The sequence below is a fragment of the Janthinobacterium sp. 35 genome (assembly GCF_002754575.1).
Taxonomy (GTDB): Bacteria; Pseudomonadota; Gammaproteobacteria; order Burkholderiales; family Burkholderiaceae_D; genus Janthinobacterium; species Janthinobacterium tructae.
In genome coordinates, this window is sequence record NZ_PEFN01000001.1 from 1,329,907 (window position 1) to 1,356,185 (window position 26,279).

Here is a 26,279-nt window from a genome sequence, read left to right on the forward strand (position 1 = left end):
CTCAGGCGGCCTTGCTGTCGGCCGGCTTGGCCGCGTCATCCTTCTTGCTGCTGTGCGCGGCGATGAAATCCGCATAGCCCTTCTGCACCAGCTCGTACGTCTTGTCGATATTGCCGGCGATATCGCCATTCAGTACTTTCAAGCCGTCCAGGATGTCGCGCGCTTCCTTGAAGCCTTTTTCCATGCCGCCGCTGATGGTGTCCATGAACTTGGTCAGGGCCGCATCGTCGTCCATGCCGGGATTCTGTTTTTTGAACGCGTCAAAAAAACCCGTCGACAGCGACACGATGCGGCTCGCCGTCGCTTCGGCGCTATTGTCTTGCGAGGCGGCGTTCTGGATCGCATCGTCGCCGTACTGAGCCTTCAGCGCTTCATTGATATTCGTGATGGCCGTCTTGTACAGCAGCGCCAGCGGCTCGTTTTCCGAACCGATCGAGACATTCAGCGATGCCTGCATGATGGACGCGTTCAACTGCAGCTTGCTGCGCTCGTTCACGCTCATTTCAGTGTTGACGCCATCCTTTTTCTGGACTTTATCGTCCTTGCCGGCAACGCCCGTACTGACGGAAGTCACGGAAGGGGTGGAATTGCCGCTTGCGGCGATGGGAATTGACACGATAGACCTCCTTGAACGGGCAATATATGCCACCATGCGGGAAACGCCATGATGATCATCCTCTCATGTAGTATCGGCAGGTTTTCAGAAAACTGTAGCAGCGACGCTTTGAGCGGCCCAGATAACCAATTCAGCAACGATATCAATGACTACCCAGACTTTCCTTTGGCACGACTACGAAACCTTTGGCGCCCAGCCGCGCCGCGACCGCCCGGCCCAGTTCGCCGCCATCCGCACGGATGCCGAACTCAACGAGATCGGCGAGCCGATCATGCTGTATTGCCAGCCTGCCAATGATTTCCTGCCCGATCCGCAAGCGTGCCTGATCACGGGCATCACGCCGCAGCAATGCTTGCAGTTGGGCGTGCCCGAGCACCAGTTCGCCGCCACCATCGAAGCGGCCTTTTCGGAACCGGGCACCATCGGCGTGGGCTACAACACCATCCGTTTCGACGATGAAGTCACGCGTTTCCTGTTCTGGCGCAACCTGATCGACCCGTATGCGCGCGAATGGAAAAACCATTGCGGCCGCTGGGACATCCTCGACGTGGTGCGCATGACGCACGCGCTGCGCCCTGAAGGAATGCAATGGCCGAAGCGCGACGATGGCCAGACCAGTTTTAAACTGGAACACCTGAGCAAGGCCAATGGCCTGCTGCACGAAGCGGCGCACGATGCGCTGTCCGACGTGCGCGCCACCATCGCCCTGGCCCGCCTGATCCGCGAAAAGCAGCCGAAACTGTTCGAATTCTGCCTGGCCCTGCACAAGAAGGACAGGGTCGCCAGCGAAATGGGCATGCACCTGGCCGCCACCGAGCGCCAGCCTTTCCTGCACGTGTCCGGCATGTTCCCCGCCGAACGGGGCTGCCTGGGCGTCGTCTGGCCGCTGGCCACGCACCCGAGCAATAAAAATGAAATCCTCGTCTGGGATTGCGCCTACGATCCGCGCGAACTGTTCAGCCTGGACGCCGACACGATACGCACGCGTTTGTTTACGCGCAAGGAAGCCATGCCGGAAGGCATGACGCGCCTGCCCGTGAAAAGCGTACATTTGAACAAATCGCCCATGCTGGTCGGCAATTTAAAGACCCTGTCGCCGGCCATGGCCGCGCAATGGGGCATCGACGTGGATGCGGCGAAGGTCAACGCGCAGCTGGCCGCGACGGCGCCGAACATGGATGCCATCTGGGCCGAAGTGTTCCAGCGCCCGGGCGCGAACGTGGCGCTGGACGTGGATGAAGATTTGTACAATGGTTTCGTCAGCAACGACGATCGCCGCCTGCTCGAATCCTTGCGCCGCGACACGCCGGCCAGGCTGGCCACGGCCCGCCCCTCGTTTGCCGACGAGCGCTTGCAGGAATTGCTGTTCCGCTACCGCGCCCGCAATTTCCCGCAAACCCTGAGCGAAGCGGAAAGCCTGCGCTGGGAGCAACACCGCGCCGCCCGCCTGTTCGACGGCGACGGCGGCGCCCGCACCATCGAGATGCTGTTTACGGAAATCGACGTGCTGTCGGAATCGGTGGATGAGCGGGGAGAAGAAATTCTCGGTGAACTGTACGATTACGCGGAGATGGTCGCGCCCATGCGCGACTGAAGGACCACGCCGGGTAGGTCGGATTAGAGGGGCAAAGCCCCGCGTAATCCGACAACATTGTTGACGTTATTGGTGTTGTCGGATTACGCGGCTACGCCGCTAATCCGACCTACGCCGCTAATCCGACCTACGCTGCGCGGTGTTGATTGATCGCATCGCGCGTCTCAATCGCCACGCGGCGCGCCGCGTCGGCGAAATCTTCGCCCGCTTGCGGCGTGGCGTAGATGATGGCGCGCGACGAGCTGATCATCATGCCCATGCCGTTCGCCGTCTGGCCCGCGCCGACGCTCGCGGCGATGTCTCCACCCTGGGCGCCGATGCCGGGCACCAGCAGCGGCATGTCGCCGACGATGGCGCGCACTTGCGCCAATTCTTCAGGGAAAGTGGCGCCGACGACGAGTGCGCACTGGCCATTCTTGTTCCACTTCTCGGCCACCAGGCGCGCCACGCGCTGGTACAACGGCACCCCGTCCGTGTCGAGAAATTGCAGGTCCGAGCCGCCCGGGTTCGAGGTGCGGCACAGGATGATCACGCCGCGGTCTTGCCACGCCAGGTAGGGATCGAGCGAATCCTCGCCCATGTAGGGGTTCACGGTGACGGCGTCGGCGCCATAGCGCTCGAACGCTTCGCGCGCGTATTGCGTGGCTGTCGCGCCGATGTCGCCGCGTTTCGCGTCGAGGATCAGGGGGATGTGCGGGTAATTCTCGCGCACGTAGCGGCAGATGTCTTCCAGCTGCTTTTCCGCGCCCAGCGCGCCGAAATACGCGATCTGCGGCTTGAAGGCGCAGGCCAGGTCGGCCGTGGCGTCGATGATGCGCGTGCAAAAGGTGGTGATTCCATCGGGCAGATCGCGCAGGTCGGCCGGCAGTTTCGCCAGGTCGGGATCGAGTCCCACGCACAGCAGGGAATTATTGGCCGTCCATGCGGCGGATAATTTATTGATGAAATTCACGGCACACCTTCTCTATATTCAGTTGCAAACCCCGTATTGTAACGCGGCGCGGTCCTGTCAAGTCAGCCGGTGGCGGCGGCCGGCGCTGATTAAACCGACATCGCGGGCCGTTTCAGGTATATTTGCCGCATCCCTTTTACTCTGCACGGAACCCATCATGCAAATCACCAAACAATTCACCCAATGGCTGCGTCTGACGCTGAGCATCACCGTCCTGGCCGGCATCCTGACGGGCTGCGGCTACAACGACTTCCAGAGCAAGGATGAAGCCACCAAGGCCGCCTGGGGCGAAGTGGTCAACCAGTACCAGCGCCGCGCCGATCTGATCCCCAACCTGGTCAATACCGTCAAGGGCTATGCCACGCACGAGCGCGAAACGCTGGAAGCGGTGACCAAGGCGCGCGCCGCCGCCACCAGTTTCCAGATCACGCCCGAAGTGCTGAACGACCCGGCCGCGTTCGAGAAATTCCAGCAAGTGCAGGGCCAGCTGTCGTCGGCCCTGTCGCGCCTGATGGTAGTGTCCGAGAAATACCCGGACCTGAAGGCCGATACCAGCTTTCGCGACTTGCAGTCGCAGCTGGAAGGCACGGAAAACCGCATCACCGTGGCGCGCCAGCGTTACATCGTCGCCGTCCAGGATTACAACGTGCATGCGCGCAGCTTCCCGAACAACCTGACGGCCATGATCTTCGGCTACAAGGTCAAGCCATCGTTCACGGTGGAAAATGAAAAAGCCATCTCGACCGCACCGACCGTCAACTTTGGCAAATAAGATGAAAGCCTGGTCCTACCTCGCGGCGCTGGCGACGGCGCTGCTGCTGTGGACGATGGCGCCGGCCGGCGCACAGGGCTTGCAGCCCGTGCCGCCGCTGGTGGCGCGCGTGACGGACAACGCCGGCATGCTCGATGCGAAGCAAAAAGCGGCGCTGGAAGGCGTGCTGGCCGATTACGAAGCCAAGACGGGCAGCCAGATCGCCGTGCTGCTGGTCAAGAGCACGGAACCGGAAGCCATCGAGCAACACAGCATCCGCGTGACGGATGCCTGGAAGCTGGGCCGCAAGGGCGTCGATGACGGCGTGCTGCTGATGGTGGCGAAAGACAACCCATCCTCGCTGCGCCGCCTGCGCATCGAAGCGGGCCGCGGCGTGCAGGGCGTGCTGACGGATGCGCAGTCGAAACGCATCCTGCAAGACGTGATCGCCCCGCATTTCAAGCAAAACGACTATTACGGCGGCCTGGTCGCCGGCGTGGGGTCGATTGCCACCTTGCTGAACCAGGAGCAATTTCCCGCTCCCGCCCAGCAAAAGGCGCCGGCCACCGTGGAAGCGGGCGGCCTGACCTTCTGGCTGCCGCTGCTGTTCTTCGGCTTTCTCGTCGTGCTGACCGTGTTCCGTTCGCGCGGCGGGCCTAACAGGCTGCAGCGCGGCAGCAACTGGTCCAGCGGCGCCACGGGTGTCGTGCTGGGCAGCATTTTGAGCCAGGCGCTGAACAACCGCGGTGGCGGCGGAGGCTTCGGCGGCGGCGGTGGTTTTGGCGGTGGCGGTGGTTTCGGTGGTGGCGGCGGCGGTTTTGACGGCGGCGGCGCCTCGGGAGATTGGTAATGACGAAACAACTGACATTCGGACAACGCTGCGGACGCGCTTTAAAACATTTGCGCGGCACGCCCGCGACGGCGCGCCAGGCGTTTCCAGAACGCACCCTGAAAGCCATCGAGACGACGATTGCCGGCGGTGAAGCGATGCACCAGGCGGAAGTGCGCCTGATCGTCGAGGCGGCCCTGACGCCTGGCATGGCGTACCAGGGCGTGAGCAACCGCGAGCGGGCGCGCGAACTGTTCGCCCAGTATGGCGTGTGGGATACGGAAGATAACGTCGGCGTGCTGATCTATATCAACCTGGCCGAACATCAGGTCGATATCGTCGCCGACCGCAACGTGGGCCGCCGCGTCACGCCGGAACAGTGGCAAGGCGTATGCCGCACCATGACCCGGGGTTTCAAGGACGGCAATTACCACGACAGTACGCTCGATGCCTTGCAGCAGCTGAATGGTTTGCTGCAAAGCCACTTCCCCGCCGATGGCACGCGCGGCAACCAGTTGCCGAACGAACCCATCCTCCTCTGATTCCTTCCCGCCGAGGCGATTACATGAAACTAGTCAATAAAACCGCCATCGTCACGGGCGCCACGCAAGGCATCGGCCTGGCCTGCGCCACCCGCCTGATCGCCGAAGGGGCGCAGGTGATGCTGGTCGACATCAAGGAAGAAGGCGCGCACGCGGCCGCCGCCCTCGGCCCGCAGGCGCGCTTCTTTTGCGCCGACGTCAGCCAGAAGGCGGACGTGGACGCCATGCTGAAGGAAACGCTGGCCCAGTTCGGCCACATCGATATCCTCGTCAACAATGCGGGCGTGACGCACGCGGCCAATTTCCTCGATGTCTGCGAAGACGATTTCGACCGGGTCATGCGCATCAACCTGAAATCGATGTTTCTGTGCGGCCAGGCCGTGGCGCGCGAGATGGTCAAGCGCAACAGCGGCTGCATCATCAATATGTCCAGCGTGAATGCGGAACTGGCGATCCCGAACCAGGTGCCGTACGTGGTGTCGAAAGGCGCCATCAACCAGCTGACCAAGGTCATGGCCTTGAATCTTGCCTCGCATGGCGTGCGCGTGAACGGCATCGGGCCGGGCACCATCCTGACGGAACTGGCCAAACAGGCGGTGCTGTCGAGCCCCGAGGCGCGCCACACGATCCTGTCGCGCACCCCATTGGGCCGCTGCGGCGAACCGGAAGAAGTGGCCGGTATCGCCGCCTTCCTGGCCAGCGACGACGCCACCTACATGACGGGCCAGACCATCTATGTCGATGGCGGACGCATGGCGCTCAACTACACGGTGCCCGTGAAAGAGTGAAACAAGCGAGTTATATCAAAAAATAATAATGCATATCCAAAAAGATCATTAGACACATATCGTGCGACGCAGCATAATGCACCTGTCTCCACTATTCTCCTCCAAGAAAATAGTTTTAAGCCCGCTTTCACCAGCGGGCTTTTTTTTTGCTGTCACTCCTGAAACATGGTCATTCTTGCCACGATGCCCAATCTTCCCGGTCATTCTGCCTGCCGAAAAAAAATGTTGCGGCGTGTCATCAGCCCGTCATGTTCGCCCCCTATACTTGCTTCATCTGCTGTACAGGCAACCGATATGCCTGACTACAGACAGGTGTGCCGCGATGGCACACCACTCCCCTTTCATGACCGTGGCGGGCGCAGGCAAGGCGCGCGACATGGTGAGCACCGAGCAACTCTCAACTCTTGACCCATTTCATTTGGGTTTTTGGCCCGCGTCCCCGCGGGCCTTTTTTTTTGCCTGTCCATTAAGCTCTTGCGCAAAAACATGGTGACCCGCCACGCGCATGATATTGTGACTGCCTTTCCACCGTCCTGACGCACCATGCCTGCACCCTTGCCCGAACTCTGTTTTGCCGACCGCCACGCACGCCTGCGCTACCGCACGGCCCTGGTGTTGTATGCCCTGGTGATTTTGATCGGTGACATACCGGGCATACGCGCGGACGTGGGCCAATATGCGTCGGGCGGCGTGCTGCATTCCGTCGGCTATGGCGTGCTGGCCCTGATCCTGTTCAGCGGCACCGGCGGCGGCATGGCGCGCCGCGCGCTGCTATCGGTACTGATGGTGGCGGCCATGGGTGCGCTGGACGAGTTCATCCAGAGTTTCCTGCCTTACCGCCGTGGCGCCGTGAGCGACTGGGTGGTCGATATCACGGCCGCGGCGGCGGTCTGCCTGCCGCTGTGTTTCCTCTGGCCCAAAATGGTCGCCTCTGCCCTCGGCAAGGGAACGCCGCAACCGAATGCCTGAATGCGGCATGACCGCCAGTCAGGCGCGGTCCGCTTCGCTATCCTGCAATGCCAGCGGCAACTGCCCCTGGCTGCGCGCGCCAAGGCGCCGCATCAGGGCGCGCGTCTCGCGCCGGCTGCCGGCCCCCATGGCGCGTGCCGCATCGCGCTGCATGTCCAGCAACTGTTCCGAGCGCGCCAGCCGCACCAGGCCATGCAAGGCCTGCGCCAGTACATGGCGCGCACGGGCATCGCGCGCAGTGCCAGCGACGGCCAGCACCAACTCATCGATCAGTTTTTCGGTAGGACCAGATGACATTTTTTCTCCCGATTCAACAGTGAGGAATCGTGCGGCCGCACGACCTAGTGATTACCAGCATCGTTTATACCAAGCACGGTAATTCAACGCTTGATCTGGCTCAATCGCTGATGACGGCAGCAGAACATCCCGGCGCCACCATGCTCTTACATGCAGCAATCGCTGCTATCCGCATCACCGCGGGTACCGATCCTGAGTGTTCGACCATGAGGAGACCAAGATGAGATCGAAAAAAACCCTGCTGCTGGCCGGCCTGGCCTGTACCTTGCTGGTGGCCTGTCATTCCACGGACAGTACCAGCCTGGCGCGCAGCAATAGCGGCGAAACCTACGCCGCACCGGCCGGCACGACGCCGCAAAGCAGCATGCGCGCCGATATGGATCAGTCCGGCATGAACATCAGTTCAGCGACGGTGCAGTCGATAGTAACCGTGCCGCGCGGCATGGATCAAGGCAGTGCCGACATGCAGGCGGGCACATCGGGCACCGCCGGCAGCACCTCGGGTGCGGCGGGCAATATGCTGTACCGCGTCACCTTGCGCCTGGACGACGGCACGACGCGCACCGTCATGCAAAATACCCAGCCCGTCTTCCAGATCGGCGAGCGGGTCAGCGTGCAAAAAGGCGTGATGCAGCGCTATTGACGGGTGCCGGGGGTTGCCGATCCCTGCCGATGGCTACTGCACAGGGCCGCATCAGGCCAAGGCCAGGGTCAGCGGGCGGCTGCGCCCCTGCACCATGGCCGAGGGCCAGGCCGGGTCATGCGTCAGGTTGTGCAATTGGTTGCCGTCGAGCAGAAAGGTGTCTTCCACCGTGCTGCCGGGCAGGCTGGGGTGGAAGGCCAGCGCCATGCCCCGCTTGAGGAGGATTTCCGTGTGCGCGCCGGCCGCCACTTCGGGCGCCAGGTAGCCATGGATGCCGCCCTGCCGGCTGGTACGCACCGTATCGGGCTGGCCTGCAAACGCGTAAGCGCTGTCGAGCGCGTGATACACCATGCTCAGCGCATGGCCCGTTTCGCAAGCGTCGAGCGCCACCGCTTCCAGCGCCAGCATGGCGGCATCGGCATCGTCCATGGCCACCGCCGCGCCATCGGCGCGATGCTGCGCCGGGCCGAAGCGGCGTTGACGAGTGAGGCTGGCGCACAGGCCGAAACGCCGCGCGCACAGGGCCAGTACGGCTTGCGTGCCCAGCACCACCTGGGCCGGCGGCGCGCGCCGATACCGCTGTTGGCGCTGCTCGCCGCTGACCAGCACATGCACGGCCTGCAAGCCCCGCAGCCACAGCGCGCGCACGCAGGCGGCAGCCAGTTCCTGCTCGCTCCAGTCGGGGCGAGCATGGCGCAGCGCATCGGCGGCCGCGCCGGCAGCCAGCTGCCCCACCTGGCGATAGCGCTGCTGCTCCGATTCCAGCAGCACCAGCCGCTCTTCGCGCAGGGCCACGGGCAGGTTGCGCTCGTGCAAGCCTGGCCGGTCGGACAAGACAGGCGCACCACCGGCCGCATGCTGCACGAAATGCTCGCGCAACTCATACAGCTGCGGCTGCATCCAGGGCGACACTTGCCACGTCCATGGCCCGCGCACTTCTTCCTCGCGCATGCGCATGGCTTCGGCTTCGTCCGTCAGGATGTAGGCCGCGTCGCGCGTCACGAGCACTTCCGCGCAGCCGCACTCGGCCGTATGGCTATGGCTGTTCGACGCGCCCGCCGTGGCCCACGCAAACCAGTCCACGCCGCGCAGGCGCACGGCACCGGCACGTTCCTGTTCCAGCCAGCCCCGCATTTGCGCCAGCTTGTGCGCCACTTCCAGTTCCAGCGGCCAGTTCATGACCGCCCCTCGTCCGGGTTCAGGCGCGGCACCACCCCGCCTGCCCTGCCTGGCGCCAGCCGGGCCTCCTGTTGCTCATGCATAGCTGCTCCCTTCCTATATGGAAACGTCAGACCCGCATGCGCATAAAAAGTTCGGCGCCCGGATTCGTCTCAGGCTTGCAGTCTATGACTTCCGTCTATTTTTACAAGCAGCTATTTCGCCAGCGCGATCAAGACAGCCGTGTACACTTGCAGCTGCAGTAGCTGCTGCTTTTCCGGGATGAACCCGGGTTTGCCGGCACCAGCGGGTATTGCGCATCGATGCTGATGTTCACCTGCGGCGGCGCATGGGTTTTTCAGGAACGGTTGCAACGCTTCCCAGTCCATGCCTCAGACTTGTACACGTACAGCCCAATGCACTTGCTCAGCGGCACCTGTTTACCCTGGATCGCGTTCATCGCCTAGCGAGTTTTTTACCGATCAGTACGCAAATTCCCGATTCGCATTATCATGTGCACAGCCTGTCTTCCCCGCCATGCTGCCATGGGTGACCCTGCCAGTGTCAGGGGATAGACAAATCGTCCATTGTGATTTTCCACCACGTCCCGATATCGCTACCATGATTCCATTTTCCATACTCGACCTCGCGCCCATCGCCGAAGGCAGCAACGCCAGCCAATCGTTCAAGAACACGCTGGACCTGGCGCAGCACGGCGAACGCTGGGGCTACAACCGCTACTGGCTGGCCGAACACCACGGCATGCCCGGCATCGCCAGCGCCGCCACGGCCGTCGTCATCGCCCATGTGGCGGCCGGCACGACAACCATCCGCGTGGGTGCGGGCGGCGTGATGCTGCCGAACCATTCGCCGCTCGTCATCGCGGAACAGTTCGGCACTCTGGAAGCGCTGCACCCGGGCCGCATCGACCTGGGCCTGGGCCGCGCGCCCGGCTCCGACCAGACCACGGCGCGCGCGCTGCGCCGCGACCTGCAATCCGACGCGGAACAGTTTCCGCAGGACGTGCTGGAATTGATCGACTATATGTCCGACGAGCCGCGCCAGCGCGTGCTGGCCGTGCCCGGCAAGGGCGCGAAAGTGCCCGTGTGGATACTGGGTTCGAGCCTGTTCGGCGCCCAGCTGGCCGCCCACCTGGGCTTGCCGTATGCGTTCGCTTCGCACTTCGCGCCGCAGATGATGCTGCAAGCGGTGGCGTATTACCGCGAACACTTCAAGCCTTCCCAACAATTGGCCAAACCGTACGTGATGCTGGGCTTTAATGTGTTCGCCGCCGACACGGATGCCGAAGCGCACCTGCGCGCCACCTCGATGCAGCAGGCGTTCGTCAACCTGCGCACGGGCCGCCCGTCGCGCCTGCAGCCGCCCGTGCCCGGTTATCTGGAGCAGCTGGGGCCGCAGGAACGCGCCATGCTCGACTCCGTGCTGTCGTGCACGGCCATCGGCGCACCGGACACCGTCAAGGCAAAGATGGCTTCCTTCATCGCCGAAACGGGCGCCGACGAACTGATGATCACCTCGCAAATTTTCGAGCACCAGCACCGCCTGCGCTCGTATGAAATCACGGCGCAGGTGCATGCGGAGTTGGCCCGGCAACAGTAACTGACAGTTTTCCTCCCTCGGTATTTCCCCAAATACCCTTTTCCCGGCCGTCGGCAACGATCGCCGGGATTTTTTTGCCTGCCTCTTGTCTACGTTACAGCCGCAAAACCGGCCCTGCCCGGCAGGAAATGCGCAGCCCCGCTATCATGCTGATCCAAAAGCGTCACTCCAAGAAAGTTGTATCGCATGAAATCCGCACCCTCGCATATCGACGCCAGCACCCTGCTGAGTTCCACCCGCATCCTGTTGTTTGCCCTGTCCGCCGGCGTGCTCGTCGCCAGCCTGTACTACGTGCAGCCGCTCACCTCGATGCTGGCCGCCTCGTTTGGCGTCAGCGTGCCGCAAGCGGGCTACCTGGTCACGGCCACGCAGATCGGCTATGTGCTGGGCATCGTGTTTCTGGTGCCCCTCAGCGACGTGCTGAACCGCCGCCAATTGCTGACGTGGATGCTGATCGCCAAGATCGGCGCCCTGCTGCTGGCTGCCACCAGCCAGAACATCATCGTCTTCGCCATCGCCAGCGTCTTGATGGGCATCACGGCCAGCGCCTTGATGGTGGTGACGGCCATGGTGGCCTCGTATGCACCCGATCACAGCCGGGGCCGCATGGTGGGCACCGTCATGACGGGCTTGTTGCTGGGGATCTTGCTGGCGCGTACCGTCTCCGGCACGGTGTCGCAGATCAGCGGCGGCTGGCGCAGCGTCTACGTGCTGGCCGCCATCGTCGTGGCAGCCCTGCTCGTCATGCTGCGCCGCATCCTGCCGAACGAGGCGCCGCGTGGCAAGCTGCAGTACGGCAAGCTGATGGCCTCCTTGGCCGACATCATCCGCCAGGAACCGTTGCTGCGCCAGCGCGCCCTGTTCTCGGGCCTGGGCCTGGGCACTTTCAGCGTGTTCTGGACGGGCCTGACCTTCTTGCTCAGCGGCGCGCCGTATCACTACTCGGAAATGCAGATCGGCCTGTTCGGCCTGGCCGGCGCCACGGGTGCCTTTGCCGCCAACACGGCGGGCCGCATGGCCGACCGCGGCTATGCACGGCAGGCGACCTGGCTGCTGGCCGTCGCCTCGATCGCGGGCTGGGCCCTGATCGGCTTCGGCGCGCATTCGCTGGTACTGCTGTTGATCGGCATCGTCCTGCTGGACATGGGCGTGATGGGCCTGCAAGTGACGCACCAGTCCATCATCTATAAATTGGCGCCGCATGCCCGGGCGCGCGTGACCACCGTGTTCATCGCAGGCGGCTTCATCGGCGCGTCGGCCGGTTCGGCGCTGGCCAGCGCCAGCTTTGCCGCCGGCGGCTGGCCCGCCCTGTGCATAGTGGGCGGCGCCATGCCGCTGTTGCTGCTGATCGTGTGGAGCAAGTACCGGCATACACAGCGCAGGCTGGAACGGGCGGCTTGATCCGGCGCTGCGGGGCCAACCGTGTTGTCGGATTACGCGCGGCCTCGCCGCACTAATCCGACCTACGCCTGTTCGCTTGGAGCAAGTGCGTAGGTCGGGTTAGCGCGCCAGCGCGTAACCCGACAAAGTATGCACGGACCACCTCTTATTTCGCAGCCTGCTCGCGCGCCTTGCCAAACGCATCGCCCGCCTTCCAGGCCGGCATTTTCGCCGCGTTGGCCACGGCTTGCCCCAGGTTCAGCGTAAATTGCGCCTGCTGCGTCATGCCGGACAAATCCCAGCTGGCATCGTACTCATCGGTGACTTGATGGTAGCGGGGGCCATACGCGGCCGCCTTGGCTTTCGACTCTGCCACGTCCTTGATGTACTCGCGGCCACCATTGATGGAAAACGCGGGCACGCCCGCCTTGGCAAAGCTGAAATGGTCGCTGCGGAAATAACCGCCGGCCAGGTCGGGACGCGCGGCAGCGATATGCATGCCCATGGCTTTGGCGGTCGCCGCCGCCATCGCGCCCAAGTCCGTGCGCTCGCTGCCTTGCGCGCCGATGTCATGCGTGGCACCGACGAAATTCAAGCTATCGAGGTTCAGCGCGGCCGCCGTCTTGCTCAAAGGCCACAGCGGATCGGCCGCATACGCGGCGCTGCCCAACAAGCCCTGCTCTTCGGCCGCCACCCACAGGAAAATCTGCGTGCGCTTCGCCGGATTTTTCACGGCTTCCTGGGCCATGGCCAGCAAGCCGGCCGTGCCCGAGGCGTTGTCGACGGCGCCGTTGTAAATCGTGTCTCCCGCTTTTTCGTCACTCTTACCTTGCTGGCCCAGGTGGTCCCAGTGGCCGCTGTAGATGACGGCTTCATCCTTCAATGAAGGGTCGGTGCCTGGCACCATGCCGGCGATATTGAATTGTTCCACCTTGCGCACGATGGACTTCATTTCGCCGCTCAGCTTGGCATTCAAGGCGACGGCCTTGAAGTCCTTGCTTTCCGCTTGCGCGCGCAAGGCGTCCAGGTCTTGCCCGCCGGCCGCAAACAGACGGCGCGCCGCGTCTTCCGCGATCCAGCCCTGCAGGGGAGTGCCGGCAATGCGCTCCGCCAATTGGAAGCGCTCGCTGCCGCTCCAGCTGTTCTGCACCACGCTCCAGTCGTACGAGGCCGACGGTTTCGTGTGGATCAGCAACACGCCAGCGGCGCCCTGGCGTTTGGCTTCCTCGAATTTATACGTCCAGCGGCCGTAATAGGTCAGCGCCTTGCCGGCAAAGCGGTTCGGATCAAGAGTGGTCGGCTGCGGGTCGTTGACCATCATGACGACGATCTTGTCTTTGACATCGGCGCCCTTGAAATCGTTCCAGCCCTCTTCCGGCGCCGTGATGCCATAGCCGACGAACACCAACGGCGCATCGAACGTGTGCGCGGCAACGGAGTCGCCCGTGGCCCAGACCCAGTCCGGGCCGAACGCCAGCGGCACGGCCTTGCCACCGGCCAGCGCCTGCAGGCTGCTCGCGGCAGGCAGCGACTTCACGCCGGCGATCTGCACGCTCTGGCGGTAGCTGTTGCCGCGCACGGGGCGCAAACCGGCCATCTGCGCCTGGGTTTCCAGATACGCCACCGTCAGGTCGGCACCGCGTTGACCCGTGCCCCGGCCTTCCAATAAATCGTTGGACAGGAAGGCCAGGTGGGCGCGCAGCGGCGCTTCCTGTACCACGGGCAAACCGGCAGCGGCTTGCGCGGAAAACGCCAGCGCAGTCAAGGCGAGGGAAAAAAACAGCTTCTGCATAAGATCCTTTGGGTAAGAGGAGACATTCAGTCCGGCGGATAGCCGGGCCGGCGATTGTATGCCATGGGGCAAGCGCAGCAAAATGCGGACGAAAAAAATCCCCGCAACAAGGGCGGGGATAGGCGATGGGGAAGCGTCAGACCAGCAGGGCCGCCGCCAGCGATTCGATCTCTTCGGCAGATTCCTCGAGTATCGTGTGCAGGGTGCTGCCACCAATCCCAAAGTCGATCTTCGCCGCTGCCAGGCGCCGCTCGGCGCTTTCCGGCGGGTGCAGGGGCGAGCCGACAGGCGACAGATCGTTGGCCAGCACCAGGGTCGCGCCCAAGGTGCGGGGCGGGAACGGGCTGCCGCCATGCCACATGCCTTCCACGGCCTGCAAGACCATGTCGGGTACTTGCAACTGGCGCAGCACGCCGCGGCCGATCAGTTTTTCGCCGTATTCGATCCAGTCTTCCGTGTTGTCGTCGAGCAAGCCAGGATATTCCTCGGCGCGCGACAGCAGATAAAAGCCGCCCACCTCGTGCACGATGGCGGCGAACATGGCCGTTTCCACGTCCACATGCGTGACTTTGCGCGCGATGACCTGGCTCAATGCCGCCACGTGGGCCGTGTGCTCCCACAGCTTGGCCCCCTTGGCGCGCAATTGCGGGTCGGTAATCTGGCTGCCCAGCTGGCGCACGATGACGGACGCCACCATCGATTTCAAGGTGGCAAATCCCAGGCGCGAGACGGCTGCGCGCACATTGGCGATTTCATTGCCAGAACGGTTGTAGGCGGCCGAGTTGGCCAAGGCCACGACCCGCGCCGACAGCAGCGGCTCGGCCATGACCATGCGGGCGGCCGCTTCGATATGGCAATCGGGGTCATCCAGCGCTTCCTGCAGCTTCAAGGTGGCCTTGACGTTGGCGGGGAACGTCAGCTCGCCCTTGCTCGCTTGCAGCGCGATAATCTTGAATACTTCCAGTCTGTCCATGGGTCGATCTCCGGTACGGGCCTATGCAGGCTCTGCTATGTGGATGGGCCGGGAATGCGCATGTATCCCCGGCCTTGCTCCCGTTTCCGGCAATATTACAGCAAGTTTAAAATCAAACCTATTACTTTCCGGAAACTTTCCCTGCCACGCCTTCGACAAAATAATCCATCTTCGTCAGCGCCGCATCGTCCAGCACGCCTTTCTCCAGGCGCACCTTGCCATCGTTATCCTTGATCGGTGCACTGAAAGGATTGAGCTTGCCAGTAACCAAGTCTTTCTCACGCGCCAATACAAACTGTTTCACATCGGCGGGCACGGCGGCGTTGATGCCTTCCAGCTTGACCATGCCATCCTTGATGCCGCCCCAGGTGCTGCTGGACTTCCACGTACCGTCCAGCACAGCTTGCGCCTGCTTCGTATAGTACTCGCCCCAATGGTGGGTGACGGCGGCCAGTTGCGCCTTCGGCCCGTACTTTTTCATGTCCGAGTGATAGGCGATCGCATACTTGCCCTTCTCTTCCGCCGCCTGCACCACGGCGGTCGAGTCCGTGTGGTGGGTGACCACGTCGGCGCCCTGGCCGATCAGGGTGATGGCCGCGTCGCGCTCCTTGCCCGGGTCGAACCAGCTATTTACCCACACTACTTTCACTTCCGCCTTGGGGTCGACGCTGCGCATGCCGCGCGTGAAGGCGTTGACGCCCTGCAGCACTTCCGGGATGGGGAACGCCGCCACATAACCGGCCACATGCGTCTTGCTCATCTTGCCTGCCAACACGCCGGCCAGGTAGCGGCCTTCGTAGAAACGGGCATTCGTGTTGGCCACGTTGACGGCCGTCTTGTAGCCAGTCAGGTGGATGAACTTCACATTAGGAAATTGCTTCGCCACTTTCAAGGTGGGATTCATGTAACCGAACGAGGTCGTGATGACCAGCTTGCTGCCCGTTTGCGCCAGGTCGCGGATCACGCGTTCCGCATCGGCGCTTTCCGGCACGTTTTCCACAAACTTGGTAGTGATCTTGTTGCCCAGCGCCTTTTCCATTTCCTTGCGCGCCTGGTCATGCTGAGTGGTCCAGCCCGCGTCGCCGATGGGGCTGATGTAAACAAAACCGACATTCAATGGAGCGGCGGCGGGCGCGGCGGCCATGGCAGGCATCAGAATGGCACTGCAAACGGCGGCGCACAGTAATTTCTTGGACATGGTTTTCCTTGTGGTGAGTGATTAATTTCCGGGATTGAAATTTTTCCCCAGTGAAGCGGGCATGTTGAGCTTGATGTAATTGGCATTGCTGGAAATGAGCACGAGCACGACGATGGCCGCCACATACGGCAACATCGACAGCAGTTGCGAAGCAATGGGCACGCCCAGCGCCTGCGCATGGAAGGTCAGAATCGTGATGCCGCCAAACAGGTAGGCGCCGCCCACCACGCGCGCGGGGCGCCAGGTGGCAAACGTGGTCAGCGCCAGCGCGATCCATCCGCGCCCCGCCACCATGCCCTCGACCCACAGCGGCGTGTACACGAGCGATAAAAACGCGCCGGCCAGGCCGCAGCAGGCGCCGCCGAACAGCACGGCCGCCAGGCGGATGCGGCGCACGGGGTAGCCGAGCGCATGCGCGGACGCCGGCGACTCGCCCACGGCGCGCAGCACCAGTCCCGCCCGCGTGCGGTACAAAAACCAGGCGATGGCCACGCACAGCAGCAGCGACAGATACACCATCGGATGCTGGCGGAACAGGGCCGGCCCCAGCACGGGAATGTCTTCCAATAAAGGGATGCCGAAGCGGCCGTTCTGCAAGCTGTTGCCCACATACTTCAGGCCGATGTACGTGGACGCGCCCGCGCCGAACAGCGACAAGGCCAGGCCCGTCGCGTACTGGTTCGTGCCCAGCCATACGGTCAGCCAGGCAAAGAAGCCGGACAACACCATGCTGGCGCCCGCCCCCGCCAGAAAACCCAGGGTGGGGCTGCCCGTGTTGACGGCCACGGCAAAGCCCGTGATGGCCGACACCAGCATCATGCCTTCCGCGCCCAGGTTCACCACGCCTGCCTTTTCATTGACGAGCAAACCGAGCGCGGCGAGCATCAGCGGCGTGCCCGCATTGATGCTGGCGGCGATCAAGGGCGCTATCGTCAGAGCCAGGTTATCCATGTTTTCTCCAGCGCAATTTGTATTGGATCAGCACGTCGCAAGCGAGCAAGGCGAACAGCAAGATGCCCTGGAACACGCCCGTGATCGCGCTGGGTAGCCCCAGGCGCGATTGCGCCAGTTCGCCGCCGATATAGAACAGGGCCATGACGAAGCTGGAAAAGAGGACGCCGACGGGATGCAGTCGCCCCACGAAAGCGACGATGATGGCGGCAAAGCCGTAGCCGGGCGAGACCGTAGGCGTGAGCTGCCCCATCGGTCCCAGCACTTCGCAGGCGCCCGCCAGGCCAGACAGGGCGCCGCAGATCAGCAGCGACGACCATAAAGTCTTGCGCGAAGAAAAGCCCGCATACCGCGCGGCAGCCGGTGCCATGCCGCCCACGCGCAGGCGGAAGCCGGCAATGCTGCGCGACAAATACAGCCAGCCGCCCAGCGAGGCCAGCAAGGCGAAGATGATGCCCACATGCAAGCGCGTGTCGCTGATCACCATCGGCAACAGCAAGCCGTCGGACAACAGTTTCGACTGAGGGAAGTTGAAGCCTTCCGGGTCGCGCAGCACGCCGTACACGAGATAGCTGAGCAGCAATTGCGCGATGTAGACCAGCATCAGCGAGACGAGGATTTCGCTGGCGTTGTAGCGGTCGCGCAGCCACGCCACCAGGCCCGCCCACGCCATGCCGCCCGCCATGCCGGCCAGCAGGGACACGCCGATGACGGTCGCGCCGCCCACGCCATCGTCCAGGTACAGGGCTGCCGCGCCGCCGCAGATGGCGCCCAGGGTCAGTTGCCCTTCCGCGCCGATGTTATAAATATTGGCGCGAAAGCAGATGGCCAGACCCACGGCGATCAACAGCAGCGGCGCCACCTTGATGCCCAGCTCGGACCAGCCATGCGCATCGCGCAAGGGTTCCACGAAGAAGACGGCCAGTCCCGCGAGCGGATCGTGTCCCAGCGCAACAAATAGCAAAGCGCCGCACAGCACGGTGAGCAGCACGGCCAGCACGGGCGACAGCCACGACATCAGCCGCGATGGGGTGGGACGGGCTTCCAGGCGCAAGGCAAACTTAGCCATGGGCCACCTCCTGCGGCCACAGCCCGCTCATCCATTGCCCCACCTGGGCCACGCTGGCCTCGCCCACCTCGAGCGACGGTGAAATCTTTCCTTTCGCCATCACCAGCAAGCGATCGCTGATCTCGAACAATTCATCGAGTTCCTCCGAGACGACGAGCAGCGCGCAACCGGCGTCGCGCAGCGCCAGCAATTCGGCGCGGATTTGCGCGGCCGCGCCCACGTCCACGCCCCAGGTCGGCTGCGCCACCACCAGCACGGTGGGCTCGCGCATGACTTCGCGTCCGACTATGTATTTCTGCAAATTGCCTCCAGACAAGCTGCGCGCCAGCGCCTGCGGCCCGCCCGCCTTCACCTGGAAGCGCTCGATGATGGCGGCCGCCCGCTGCGCGATGACGGTATGACGCACGAAGCCGTGACGGATGGTGGCGGGTGTCTGCAAGCTCAACAACACGTTGTCGGCCAGCCCCATGTCGGGCACGGCACCGCGTCCCAGCCTTTCCTCCGGCACGAAGCCGAAGCCCAGGGCGCGCCGGCGTCCCGGCGGCAAGCGTCCCGCCGGCGTGCCGTTCAGCACGATGCTGGCGGGGGCCGCGCGCATGTCCTCGCCCGACAGCGCGGCCAGCAATTCCTGCTGGCCATTGCCGGACACGCCCGCGATGCCGACGATCTCGCCAGCGCGCACGTCGAAATTGATGTCCGTCAACTGCGTGGCAAACGGATGGCTCTTCGGCAAGTTCAAAGCCTTGACGCTCAGCATGACGGCACCGGGCGTGCGCGCCACGCGCGTGACGGCGGGCGGCTCGGCACCGATCATCATGCGCGACAGGCTGGCCGCCGATTCCTGAGTGGGATCGCACACGCCCGCGTTCTTGCCGGCGCGCACCACCGTGCAGGTATGGCACAGGGCGCGGATTTCGTCGAGCTTGTGGCTGATGTACAGGATGCTGCAGCCTTCGGCTGCCAGCTGGCGCAAGGTAGTAAACAGTTTCTCCACGGCGCCCGGCGTCAGCACGGAAGTCGGTTCATCGAGGATCAACAGTTGCGGCTTGGCCAGCAGGGCGCGCACGATTTCCACGCGCTGGCATTCGCCCACCGACAAGGTGTGCACGTGGCGCTGCGGTTCCAGGTCCAGACCGTACTGGCGCGCCGTCGCCTCGATGCGCTGCGCCAGTTCCGCCATGTTGGTGCCGGCGGGCAAACCGAGGGCGATGTTTTCCGTCACGGTGAGCGTGTCGAACAGGGAAAAGTGCTGGAACACCATGGCGATGCCCAGCGCGCGCGCGGCCGACGGGTTGGCGATCTCGACCTCGCGGCCATTCCAAAGGATGCGCCCGCCATCGGGCTGCACGGCGCCATAGATGATTTTCATCAAGGTCGATTTGCCGGCGCCGTTTTCGCCGAGCACGGCGTGAATCTGTCCGGGCGCCACGGTGAGGTGGATGCCGTCATTCGCCACCACGGACGGATAGCGCTTGCTGATGTCGTGTAATTCGAGACGTGCCGTCATTGTTTTTTTCGTGCCTCGCTAAGTTGTCCGTCTATCGATCGGCGCGGCATCAAGCCATCGCGATAGCTATCGTATCGGCATCCGCGGATGCTTGGGGGCTGGCGTTTGGCAGTCCATTTCTATTTCTGCAAAAAAACAACACCTGTATACAATTTTGAAAAAAATTAGCTGCTTTGCAGCCCCCGCCTTGCCCCACAAGGGCTGGAAGATGCGATGATTATATGCAAGAAATGATAGTAGGTATGTAAATACTGCATATTATCTGACGCCGCGCCTCTCCCATCATGGATTGAACGGCGCGCATTCTGCGGCAACGCAGCGCATCATGCGCTCTACGCGCCCCGCCATCCCTTGTATCCGTTTTCCAACACCGCCATCAGGAGCCGAAAGTGCCAAAAACCATACCGTGTCTATTGCTCTGCCTCACTACCACCCTCGGCGTGGGTGCAACCGCCCAGGCTGCCGAATGGAGCGATACCGCGCTGAGCTGGCGCGCCGGCAATGATTACCGCGAGCCGTTCAATCCCGATGACATCAAGAAAAACATCTTCGCCATCACGCACGCCAGCGGCTACAAATACGGCAGCAACTTCGTCAACCTCGATTTCCTCATGTCCGACAGCAAGGACCCTGGCGCGCTGGGCAAGACTTCCGGCGCACAAGAGGCGTATCTGGTGTACCGCAACACCATCGACATCGGCAAGGTGCGCGGCAGCGACATCAAGTTCGGCCCCGTGCGCGGCGTCGGCGTCACCCTGGGCTTCGACGTCAACACGAAAAATGACGTCGGCTACAACTCGCGCAAGCGCATGCTGGTGGCTGGCCCGACCTTGATGTGGGACGTGCCCGGTTTCTTCAACACCAGCCTGCTGTTGCTGCGTGAAAGCAATGCCCCCAGCGGCGCCTTCCCGCCCATCTCGCAAGTGACGGGCCGCTACACGTATAAAACGCACGCCATGCTGACGGGCGCCTGGGGCATTCCGCTGTCGCCGCTGTTCTCGTTCGAAGGCTTCTTTAACCTCATCGATTCAAAAGGCAACGATGAAGTGGGACGCAAAACGGCGGTGGAAACGAATATCGACATGCAGGTGATGTTCGACGTAGGCGCGGCCCTCGGCAGCGCCAAGAACACCTTCCGCGTGGGCCTGGAATACCAGTACTGGAAAAACAAGTTCGGCAACTCGGCCGCCACCACGGGCAACGTGGGCCAGACGGCGAAGACGCCGATGATACGCGCGGAGTACCATTTCTAAGAATCATTGTCACGCATCAACATCCACGCTCGCGCCTGATGCCAGCATGAAGCTTTCCAGCTGGCGGAGAGCGCGACCGTGGAACAACTGCTGCCGTATTACGAGCGTGAGCTGGGCTTGTTTCGCCAGTACACGCGCGAGTTTTCCAGCCGCTATCCGAAAGCGGCCGGGCGCCTGCTGATCGCCGGCGACACCTGCGAAGATCCGCATGTCGAACGCCTGATCCAGTCCGTTGCCCTGCTCACTGCCAGGGTCGCCAAGCGCCTCGACGACGCCTATCCGCAATTTACGCATTCCCTGCTCGACACCCTGTACCCGCACTACCTGCGGCCGTTTCCCGCATGCTCCATCGTGCGCATCGCCGCCGACGAAGCGCCCGGTGGCGGCCAGCTGGCCCAGCTTGTGCATATCCCGCGCGGCACCGTGCTGCGCTCGCAGCCGGTGCAAGGCGTGGCCTGCAAATTCACCAGCGCGTATGACGTGACCCTGGCGCCGCTGGCCATTTCTCGCCTGCATTTTTCAGCCATCATCGACGCGCCGCCCGGCCTGCGCCTGCCCGACGGCGCCAGCGCCCTGCTCAGCATTCACTTCACCAGCAGCAGCGACAACTACCACTTGGACGAGGCCGGCTTTTCCAGCCTGCGCCTGTTTGCCGATGGCGAACCGTCCGTGCGCGCGGCCCTGCTCGACGCCCTGTTCCTGCGCGGCGCGGACGCGTACGTGGCGCTGGACGAACACAGTCCGTGGTTGGCCGTCGATGGCACGCCGCTGATGCCGGCCGGCTATGCGGACGACGACGCGCTGATCCCCATTTCCGCCCGTTCGCACCCGGCACTACGCCTGCTGACCGAGTACTTTGCCTTTCCGGAAAAATTCCATTTCATCGATATCGCCTGGTCCAGGCTGGCGGTCCTGTTGCCGAAGCAATGTTGCCAGTTCACCTTGCACCTGCCGCTCAAGGGCGTGCGCAGCGACAGCCACGAGGCGCGGCTCTTGTCCAGCGCCAACCGCGACAACCTCTTGTTGGGATGCACGCCTGTCGTCAACCTGTTTGCCAAGTCCGGCGTGCCGATCCGCCTCACGCATACCGAGCCCGACTACGCCCTGCTGGCCGATGCCACACATGCGTTTGCCTACGACATCCACAGCATCGAGGCCGTCACCGTGGTGCGCAAGGACGAGACCGGCGAGCGCCTGAGCACCTTCTTGCCGCTGTATGCCTCGCTGCAGGGTTCTCAGGCAGAGCATGGCCAGGAGCATGGTCAATACTGGCTGGCGCGCCGCGACGAAACCGTGGCGGCCATCAGTCCCGGCCACGAAATGCGCCTGAGTCTGATCGACCCGCAATTTTCACCGGGCAGCGCGGCCTGCGCCACCGTCTCGACGCAGCTACTGTGCAGCAACCGCGACTTGCCCACACAGTTGCATTACGGCTTGCCCGGCGGCGACCTGCTGGCCGAAGACGTGCCCGACGGCATCCCCGCGCGCTTCCTGCGCAAGCCCACGCCCAGCATGCGCTTCCTGGCCGACACGCACTGGCGGCTGATTACGCACCTGTCGCTCAATTACTCGGGCCTGACGCAATCGGGCCTGGGCGAATTCCAGAAAATGCTCAGCCTGTACGACCTGCCCCGTTCGCCCACCACGCAGCGCCTGATCCAGGGCATCGTCACGCTCGAACACGGCAGCACGCGCGCGTGGATGCCGACCGTGCCGTTTCCCACCCTGATGCCCGGCATCGCCATCCGCCTGGGCATCGACGAACAAGCCTTCGTCGGCAGCAGCATCTATATTTTCGCCCAGGTGCTGCAGCGCTACTTCGCCCTGAACAGCCAGCTCAACTGCTTTAGCCAACTGACGCTGCTGTCGCAGCGCAGCGGCGAGGAACTCATCCGATGCCCGGAACGCAGCGCCGACGCCACCCCAGCGTGATCCAGCAATTGCTCGACGCGCCGCAGCGCTTCGAGTGCTTCCAGGCGCTGCGCCTGCTGCTGGCGTGGCTGGCCGAACACGGCATCGATGAGCACGCGGCGCTGGCAAAGATCATGCGCTTCGACAACAGCGTCTCGCTACGCTTTCCCGCCAGCCAGATCGAGGTGCTGGCGACCAACGGCATCGCCGATGCCGATGCCTTGCTGCAAGCGCTGCTGTCGGCTCATTTACAACATATCCACCTCACGCCCGCCTTCATGGGCTTGCTGGGCTGCCAGGGCAGCTTGCCCAGCCACTATTCGGAGCGCATCGCCGCGCACCAGCATAGCGAACGCGACACCAGCGCGCGCGCTTTTCTCGACCTGTTTTCCAGCCGTGCCGTCACCCTGTTTTACCAGGCGTGGCAAAAATACCGCATCGAGCAGGCCGGCCACAGCGGCGCCTTCCTGTCGCGCCTGCTGGACCTGGCCGCGTGCCAGCCGGGCCAGGACCAGGGCCAGGAGCAGGAGCAGGAGCAGGACCAGACGGCGATCGGCCTGTACAGCGGCTTGCTGCAGCAACGCAACATCTCGTCCATCGTCATGGCGCGCATCCTCAGCGACCACTTTGGCGTGCCCTGCCACATCGACGAGGCGACGGGCGCCATGGACGCGCTGGCGCCGCGCGAACAAACAGCACTGGGCATGGCCAATGCCGTGCTGGGCCAGCGCGCCACCATCGGCGAGCGCTGCCGCCGCCCCGACCTGGCCGTACGCCTGCGCCTCGGTCCGCTCACGGCGCAGCAGCACGCCAGCTTCCTGCCGCGCGCCCCTGGCAGCGAAGCGCTGCGGCACATGCTGATGCTGTTCGGCCAGCCGTTCGTGCGCTACGAGATCGTACTGGTGCTGCGCGCCAGTGAGGTACGGGGACTGGCATTGACGAGCGCGCCACAAGGCGGACTCGGCTGCAACAGTTTCCTCAGCGCTGCAGCATCACCGCGCCACCGCGACGACATGCATTACGAAATGCAATTGATGCCCTCACTCAAAGAGTGAAGCTTGCGGCCGCGCAAAACGCTTGTGTTCGCTATTGCTACAGTCGCTCAACGATTCCTACCGTGAAGCGATGCGCGATGAGCCAGTTCCCCGATACGACGGCGGCATGGACGGCATTACTGGACGACATGCAGGGCCAGCGCCTGCTGCGCCTGCACTTTCCGCATGGCGACGGCCCTGCCAACGTCCAGTTCCTGGCCAACAGCCTGGCCGCCAGCGAAAGCCTGTCGCGCGACTTTTCCCATGTGGTGGAAGTATTGTCTGACGACGCCGCCATCGCGCTCGACAAGGTGATGGGCAAGATGGTGACCACCGAACTTTTACCCACAAATCACCAGCACAAAATATTGAGTCCAAAAAAATTAAAGGAGAAAAATTATGGAAAAAGTCCGAAAATTTGATGACGAAATTTCTGGGAAATATTTTAGATATACAACAATTGCCTATATTGATTTTGAAAAAAAACAAAAAAATATTGAAGATTTCATTATCCACATAAAAGAGGAAGATGATGAAATAGAATTAACATTCCACCCAAACCTTGCAAAAGGAGAGAGTCCAAAGTTAGGAGGAAAAACCTCCCTGGGTCGGACGGTGGTTTATCTTATATCAAAAAAATACAAGAAAATAATTAAAATTAATTATCAAAAGTGAATTTTATTAAACTGCATTAAAGAAAGATATGTTCATTAAAAAAATTATTAACAATGACCAGGAACCAAGAAAAACACATGGCATTTTCAATTTTATCTAGATATTTAGTTTTGTGTGATCATATTCCTCGTCACAGCATGACCTTGTTCGGTGCCAGAACCGTGCTTGACGGGTTGATCAGCGGTTTACCACTGAGGTCGTCCCATCGGTTATAGCACGTCACATAAACTTCAGTCCATGATCAATACTTTATTGATGATTCAGATATATCAAAACTCAAAGCTAACGCAAAAAAATATTTAAATTTCCGAGACCGCAAATGAATATAAACAAGAATACTGGCGATATCGAAATAAATGAGAATTTTCACGTAAACAAAAACACATCAACAAAAGAAATAAAAAACATAAATTTTCTTGAAAGTTTTGGAGAAATAAATGAATTTGAAACATATAGCATGCAAAATATCAAATTTCTCAATCTGGAAACAATAGTAAATTTCAGATTTAAAAATGGAATCCTTTACATTATTGAAATAATCTGGACAGATGGAATCACAAACAGACTTGGATATGACTCCAGTCACTCGGACATAATAAATGAAAAAAAATATCTAAGTAAGTTAATTTCAAAGTCACTAGGTCAATCAGCTGAAACATCGACTAAGCATGAGGATTTTTTTTCTTTCTCGTGGGGATACATAATAGTCAAAGCAGATCAAAAATCATCACTTTGTTCGACAATGATAATATATGGTAAAAACACAAATATATAATAAATAAAATAAATATTAATTAGCAGAGTACTCCAACAAACCTTTCTTATTCCGATATAGATATGGAAAAATACACACCCGACATAGAAAACTTAGAAGAAAAAATTTCCGGAAAAAATCTTGAAAAATTGCTCGTGGTTTTAGATGAATTCAAAAAAGAGCAAAGAAATATTTCAGATTTTGAAATATATATTCAAGACAACAACGAAGATATTAAAATAACTTTTGTACCAAATTTTGCACCCGGTGAAAAAATACTAGGTGGAAAAACATCACTGGGAAGATCCATCACTTATACCATTTCAAAAAAGACGAGAAAAATCATCAGTTCAAACTATCATAGATAAAACCAGACCACAAATGAAATAGAGTTCACTCTAATTAGTCATGAAAAAATTGCGTCTGGAGGAAAAATATCTTAAAAATTTGCGAAGAAAAATTATCGCAAAAAAAACTGCGCCACTTACAAGCAAAGAACTTGATTTTTTTGCCAGTTTGCTCGAACGCGAATTTTATAGCCCGGAACTACATCAGGTCATCTGGGATATAGCATGGCAAAGTCCTGCAAACGCAACCATGTTAAAAATTGCACAAAATATCATCGCCATCAATGTATCTGCCGACGACGACGATGTTTTCAATAGCCATATTGAACCTGTATTTAGTTACCACCTACACAACTCACCAAGCTATGAACAAGAGGAAATTCTTGATAGCTTCGAAAAAAGCAAATCCCTGAGACTGCGCATGATTGTGGCCGAATTCCACATGTGGAAAAATCATGTTTTAAAAGGTTTGCACATGATGGCAAAAATACTTGATGAGAAAAATATAGATCATGCTATCGCTGATTCTATTTGCATGTGGATCGCGCAAAAGAGAACTCCGGAACTACAGAACTCTTTTCTTCATGAAGCGGCCTTGGAACGAAAAAAAGGAAATATTTCCTATGCGAAAACTCTAGAGTGGATATGCGAAAATCTCATCCGTTAACGGTCAAGG

General features: G+C 60.9%; 27 protein-coding genes. 17 read left to right on the forward strand and 10 right to left on the reverse strand.

The genetic code is table 11. The annotated features are described in order from the left end of the window. Position 1: 1 nt before the first annotated feature. Positions 2 to 616: a DUF5610 domain-containing protein gene (locus CLU93_RS06045; RefSeq protein ID WP_243420137.1), complete on the reverse strand. Its 615-nt coding sequence runs from the start codon at positions 614 to 616 to the stop codon at positions 2 to 4. Between the two features lie 145 nt (positions 617 to 761). Between CLU93_RS06045 and sbcB the strand changes: the two genes are divergently transcribed. Then, complete coding sequence (gene sbcB, locus CLU93_RS06050; RefSeq protein WP_099760385.1) at positions 762 to 2,210, forward strand: exodeoxyribonuclease I; 1,449 nt, start codon at positions 762 to 764, stop codon at positions 2,208 to 2,210. Positions 2,211 to 2,337: 127 nt separating this feature from the next. Here sbcB and pyrF read toward each other — a convergent pair whose 3' ends face one another. After that, the gene (gene pyrF, locus CLU93_RS06055; protein WP_099760386.1) at positions 2,338 to 3,162 is read right to left on the reverse strand and encodes an orotidine-5'-phosphate decarboxylase; all 825 of its coding nucleotides are present in this window, start codon (positions 3,160 to 3,162) and stop codon (positions 2,338 to 2,340) included. Between the two features lie 157 nt (positions 3,163 to 3,319). On the opposite strand from pyrF, the gene CLU93_RS06060 reads away from it, so the two are divergent. The 5 genes from CLU93_RS06060 to CLU93_RS06080 all read left to right on the forward strand — a co-directional run bounded on the left by CLU93_RS06060 (position 3,320) and on the right by CLU93_RS06080 (position 7,041). Then, the gene (locus CLU93_RS06060) at positions 3,320 to 3,934 is read left to right on the forward strand and encodes a LemA family protein (RefSeq protein ID WP_243420136.1); all 615 of its coding nucleotides are present in this window, start codon (positions 3,320 to 3,322) and stop codon (positions 3,932 to 3,934) included. Between the two features lies 1 nt (position 3,935). Beyond that, complete coding sequence (locus CLU93_RS06065) at positions 3,936 to 4,763, forward strand: TPM domain-containing protein (RefSeq protein ID WP_099760387.1); 828 nt, start codon at positions 3,936 to 3,938, stop codon at positions 4,761 to 4,763. After that, entirely contained in the window at positions 4,763 to 5,284 is a 522-nt protein-coding gene (locus CLU93_RS06070; protein ID WP_099760388.1) for a TPM domain-containing protein, read from the forward strand. The genes CLU93_RS06065 and CLU93_RS06070 overlap by 1 nt, the downstream gene beginning before the upstream one ends. A 23-nt stretch (positions 5,285 to 5,307) precedes the next feature. Then, entirely contained in the window at positions 5,308 to 6,072 is a 765-nt protein-coding gene (locus CLU93_RS06075) for an SDR family NAD(P)-dependent oxidoreductase (protein ID WP_099760389.1), read from the forward strand. A gap of 543 nt (positions 6,073 to 6,615) precedes the next feature. Then, entirely contained in the window at positions 6,616 to 7,041 is a 426-nt protein-coding gene (locus tag CLU93_RS06080; protein ID WP_257224897.1) for a VanZ family protein, read from the forward strand. Positions 7,042 to 7,059: 18 nt separating this feature from the next. Here CLU93_RS06080 and CLU93_RS06085 read toward each other — a convergent pair whose 3' ends face one another. Next, positions 7,060 to 7,338 (reverse strand): hypothetical protein, encoded by a 279-nt coding sequence (locus tag CLU93_RS06085; protein WP_099760390.1) that lies wholly within the window; start codon positions 7,336 to 7,338, stop codon positions 7,060 to 7,062. A 220-nt stretch (positions 7,339 to 7,558) separates the two neighbouring features. Between CLU93_RS06085 and CLU93_RS06090 the strand changes: the two genes are divergently transcribed. Then, positions 7,559 to 7,981 carry a hypothetical protein gene (locus tag CLU93_RS06090; RefSeq protein WP_099760391.1) on the forward strand — a complete coding sequence of 141 codons (423 nt, stop codon included), beginning with the start codon at positions 7,559 to 7,561 and terminating at the stop codon, positions 7,979 to 7,981. Between the two features lie 51 nt (positions 7,982 to 8,032). Here the strand turns inward: CLU93_RS06090 and CLU93_RS06095 are convergent, their stop codons facing one another. After that, on the reverse strand, positions 8,033 to 9,160 hold the full coding sequence (locus CLU93_RS06095) for a peptidase M24 (protein ID WP_099760392.1): 1,128 nt from the start codon (positions 9,158 to 9,160) through the stop codon (positions 8,033 to 8,035). Between the two features lie 600 nt (positions 9,161 to 9,760). On the opposite strand from CLU93_RS06095, the gene CLU93_RS06100 reads away from it, so the two are divergent. Together CLU93_RS06100 and CLU93_RS06105 are read left to right on the forward strand one after the other, a co-directional pair. Continuing rightward, on the forward strand, positions 9,761 to 10,759 hold the full coding sequence (locus CLU93_RS06100; protein ID WP_099760393.1) for an LLM class flavin-dependent oxidoreductase: 999 nt from the start codon (positions 9,761 to 9,763) through the stop codon (positions 10,757 to 10,759). A 186-nt stretch (positions 10,760 to 10,945) separates the two neighbouring features. After that, positions 10,946 to 12,160, forward strand: a complete 1,215-nt coding sequence (locus tag CLU93_RS06105; RefSeq protein ID WP_099760394.1) for an MFS transporter — start codon at positions 10,946 to 10,948, stop codon at positions 12,158 to 12,160. 145 nt (positions 12,161 to 12,305) lie between these two features. On the opposite strand, the gene CLU93_RS06110 is transcribed toward CLU93_RS06105, so the two are convergent. The 6 genes from CLU93_RS06110 to CLU93_RS06135 all read right to left on the reverse strand — a co-directional run bounded on the left by CLU93_RS06110 (position 12,306) and on the right by CLU93_RS06135 (position 19,629). Continuing rightward, entirely contained in the window at positions 12,306 to 13,931 is a 1,626-nt protein-coding gene (locus CLU93_RS06110; RefSeq protein ID WP_099760395.1) for a M28 family peptidase, read from the reverse strand. Between the two features lie 136 nt (positions 13,932 to 14,067). Next, positions 14,068 to 14,904 carry an HDOD domain-containing protein gene (locus CLU93_RS06115; protein WP_071079117.1) on the reverse strand — a complete coding sequence of 279 codons (837 nt, stop codon included), beginning with the start codon at positions 14,902 to 14,904 and terminating at the stop codon, positions 14,068 to 14,070. 121 nt (positions 14,905 to 15,025) lie between these two features. Beyond that, positions 15,026 to 16,102: a BMP family ABC transporter substrate-binding protein gene (locus CLU93_RS06120; RefSeq protein WP_099760396.1), complete on the reverse strand. Its 1,077-nt coding sequence runs from the start codon at positions 16,100 to 16,102 to the stop codon at positions 15,026 to 15,028. A gap of 21 nt (positions 16,103 to 16,123) precedes the next feature. Beyond that, on the reverse strand, positions 16,124 to 17,053 hold the full coding sequence (locus tag CLU93_RS06125) for an ABC transporter permease (protein WP_099760397.1): 930 nt from the start codon (positions 17,051 to 17,053) through the stop codon (positions 16,124 to 16,126). After that, complete coding sequence (locus CLU93_RS06130) at positions 17,046 to 18,122, reverse strand: ABC transporter permease (protein ID WP_099760398.1); 1,077 nt, start codon at positions 18,120 to 18,122, stop codon at positions 17,046 to 17,048. The genes CLU93_RS06125 and CLU93_RS06130 overlap by 8 nt, the downstream gene beginning before the upstream one ends. Next, positions 18,115 to 19,629 (reverse strand): ABC transporter ATP-binding protein, encoded by a 1,515-nt coding sequence (locus tag CLU93_RS06135; RefSeq protein WP_099760399.1) that lies wholly within the window; start codon positions 19,627 to 19,629, stop codon positions 18,115 to 18,117. Before CLU93_RS06135 ends, CLU93_RS06130 begins: the two co-directional genes overlap by 8 nt. 389 nt (positions 19,630 to 20,018) lie before the next feature. On the opposite strand from CLU93_RS06135, the gene CLU93_RS06140 reads away from it, so the two are divergent. The 8 genes from CLU93_RS06140 (at position 20,019) to CLU93_RS06160 (ending at position 26,270) form a co-directional block, all read left to right on the forward strand. Next, complete coding sequence (locus CLU93_RS06140) at positions 20,019 to 20,882, forward strand: outer envelope protein (protein ID WP_373629797.1); 864 nt, start codon at positions 20,019 to 20,021, stop codon at positions 20,880 to 20,882. A gap of 78 nt (positions 20,883 to 20,960) precedes the next feature. Then, the gene (gene tssF / locus CLU93_RS06145; protein ID WP_099760400.1) at positions 20,961 to 22,814 is read left to right on the forward strand and encodes a type VI secretion system baseplate subunit TssF; all 1,854 of its coding nucleotides are present in this window, start codon (positions 20,961 to 20,963) and stop codon (positions 22,812 to 22,814) included. Beyond that, positions 22,778 to 23,848, forward strand: coding sequence for a type VI secretion system baseplate subunit TssG (gene tssG, locus CLU93_RS06150; RefSeq protein WP_099760401.1), 1,071 nt, complete (start codon positions 22,778 to 22,780; stop codon positions 23,846 to 23,848). Before tssF ends, tssG begins: the two co-directional genes overlap by 37 nt. Next, positions 23,845 to 24,249 carry a hypothetical protein gene (locus CLU93_RS28160; RefSeq protein ID WP_180287816.1) on the forward strand — a complete coding sequence of 135 codons (405 nt, stop codon included), beginning with the start codon at positions 23,845 to 23,847 and terminating at the stop codon, positions 24,247 to 24,249. Before tssG ends, CLU93_RS28160 begins: the two co-directional genes overlap by 4 nt. Then, complete coding sequence (locus CLU93_RS27805; protein ID WP_143451704.1) at positions 24,227 to 24,502, forward strand: hypothetical protein; 276 nt, start codon at positions 24,227 to 24,229, stop codon at positions 24,500 to 24,502. Before CLU93_RS28160 ends, CLU93_RS27805 begins: the two co-directional genes overlap by 23 nt. A 319-nt stretch (positions 24,503 to 24,821) precedes the next feature. After that, positions 24,822 to 25,277, forward strand: coding sequence for a hypothetical protein (locus CLU93_RS27810; RefSeq protein WP_143451705.1), 456 nt, complete (start codon positions 24,822 to 24,824; stop codon positions 25,275 to 25,277). Between the two features lie 62 nt (positions 25,278 to 25,339). Continuing rightward, positions 25,340 to 25,624: a hypothetical protein gene (locus tag CLU93_RS27815; protein ID WP_143451706.1), complete on the forward strand. Its 285-nt coding sequence runs from the start codon at positions 25,340 to 25,342 to the stop codon at positions 25,622 to 25,624. Positions 25,625 to 25,664: 40 nt separating this feature from the next. After that, a complete protein-coding gene (locus CLU93_RS06160) occupies positions 25,665 to 26,270 on the forward strand; it encodes a hypothetical protein (protein WP_099760402.1) in 606 nt (201 codons plus the stop codon). The last annotated feature ends 9 nt before the right edge of the window (positions 26,271 to 26,279 follow it).

Bases quoted from the DNA above. Each gene is read 5' to 3' on its own strand.
- CLU93_RS27805 (WP_143451704.1), top strand. From the start codon at position 24,227: ATGGAAAAAGTCCGAAAATTTGATGACGAAATTTCTGGGAAATATTTT.
- CLU93_RS06085 (WP_099760390.1), bottom strand. From the start codon at position 7,338: ATGTCATCTGGTCCTACCGAAAAACTGATCGATGAGTTGGTGCTGGCC.
- CLU93_RS06100 (WP_099760393.1), top strand. From the start codon at position 9,761: ATGATTCCATTTTCCATACTCGACCTCGCGCCCATCGCCGAAGGCAGC.
- CLU93_RS06160 (WP_099760402.1), top strand. From the start codon at position 25,665: ATGAAAAAATTGCGTCTGGAGGAAAAATATCTTAAAAATTTGCGAAGA.
- CLU93_RS06135 (WP_099760399.1), bottom strand. From the start codon at position 19,629: ATGACGGCACGTCTCGAATTACACGACATCAGCAAGCGCTATCCGTCC.
- CLU93_RS06090 (WP_099760391.1), top strand. From the start codon at position 7,559: ATGAGATCGAAAAAAACCCTGCTGCTGGCCGGCCTGGCCTGTACCTTG.
- CLU93_RS06080 (WP_257224897.1), top strand. From the start codon at position 6,616: ATGCCTGCACCCTTGCCCGAACTCTGTTTTGCCGACCGCCACGCACGC.
- CLU93_RS06130 (WP_099760398.1), bottom strand. From the start codon at position 18,122: ATGGCTAAGTTTGCCTTGCGCCTGGAAGCCCGTCCCACCCCATCGCGG.
- CLU93_RS06070 (WP_099760388.1), top strand. From the start codon at position 4,763: ATGACGAAACAACTGACATTCGGACAACGCTGCGGACGCGCTTTAAAA.
- CLU93_RS06110 (WP_099760395.1), bottom strand. From the start codon at position 13,931: ATGCAGAAGCTGTTTTTTTCCCTCGCCTTGACTGCGCTGGCGTTTTCC.
- CLU93_RS06065 (WP_099760387.1), top strand. From the start codon at position 3,936: ATGAAAGCCTGGTCCTACCTCGCGGCGCTGGCGACGGCGCTGCTGCTG.
- CLU93_RS06075 (WP_099760389.1), top strand. From the start codon at position 5,308: ATGAAACTAGTCAATAAAACCGCCATCGTCACGGGCGCCACGCAAGGC.
- CLU93_RS27815 (WP_143451706.1), top strand. From the start codon at position 25,340: ATGGAAAAATACACACCCGACATAGAAAACTTAGAAGAAAAAATTTCC.
- tssG (WP_099760401.1), top strand. From the start codon at position 22,778: ATGCCCGGAACGCAGCGCCGACGCCACCCCAGCGTGATCCAGCAATTG.
- sbcB (WP_099760385.1), top strand. From the start codon at position 762: ATGACTACCCAGACTTTCCTTTGGCACGACTACGAAACCTTTGGCGCC.
- CLU93_RS06095 (WP_099760392.1), bottom strand. From the start codon at position 9,160: ATGAACTGGCCGCTGGAACTGGAAGTGGCGCACAAGCTGGCGCAAATG.
- CLU93_RS06120 (WP_099760396.1), bottom strand. From the start codon at position 16,102: ATGTCCAAGAAATTACTGTGCGCCGCCGTTTGCAGTGCCATTCTGATG.
- CLU93_RS06105 (WP_099760394.1), top strand. From the start codon at position 10,946: ATGAAATCCGCACCCTCGCATATCGACGCCAGCACCCTGCTGAGTTCC.
- CLU93_RS06060 (WP_243420136.1), top strand. From the start codon at position 3,320: ATGCAAATCACCAAACAATTCACCCAATGGCTGCGTCTGACGCTGAGC.
- CLU93_RS27810 (WP_143451705.1), top strand. From the start codon at position 24,822: ATGAATATAAACAAGAATACTGGCGATATCGAAATAAATGAGAATTTT.
- CLU93_RS06115 (WP_071079117.1), bottom strand. From the start codon at position 14,904: ATGGACAGACTGGAAGTATTCAAGATTATCGCGCTGCAAGCGAGCAAG.
- CLU93_RS06125 (WP_099760397.1), bottom strand. From the start codon at position 17,053: ATGGATAACCTGGCTCTGACGATAGCGCCCTTGATCGCCGCCAGCATC.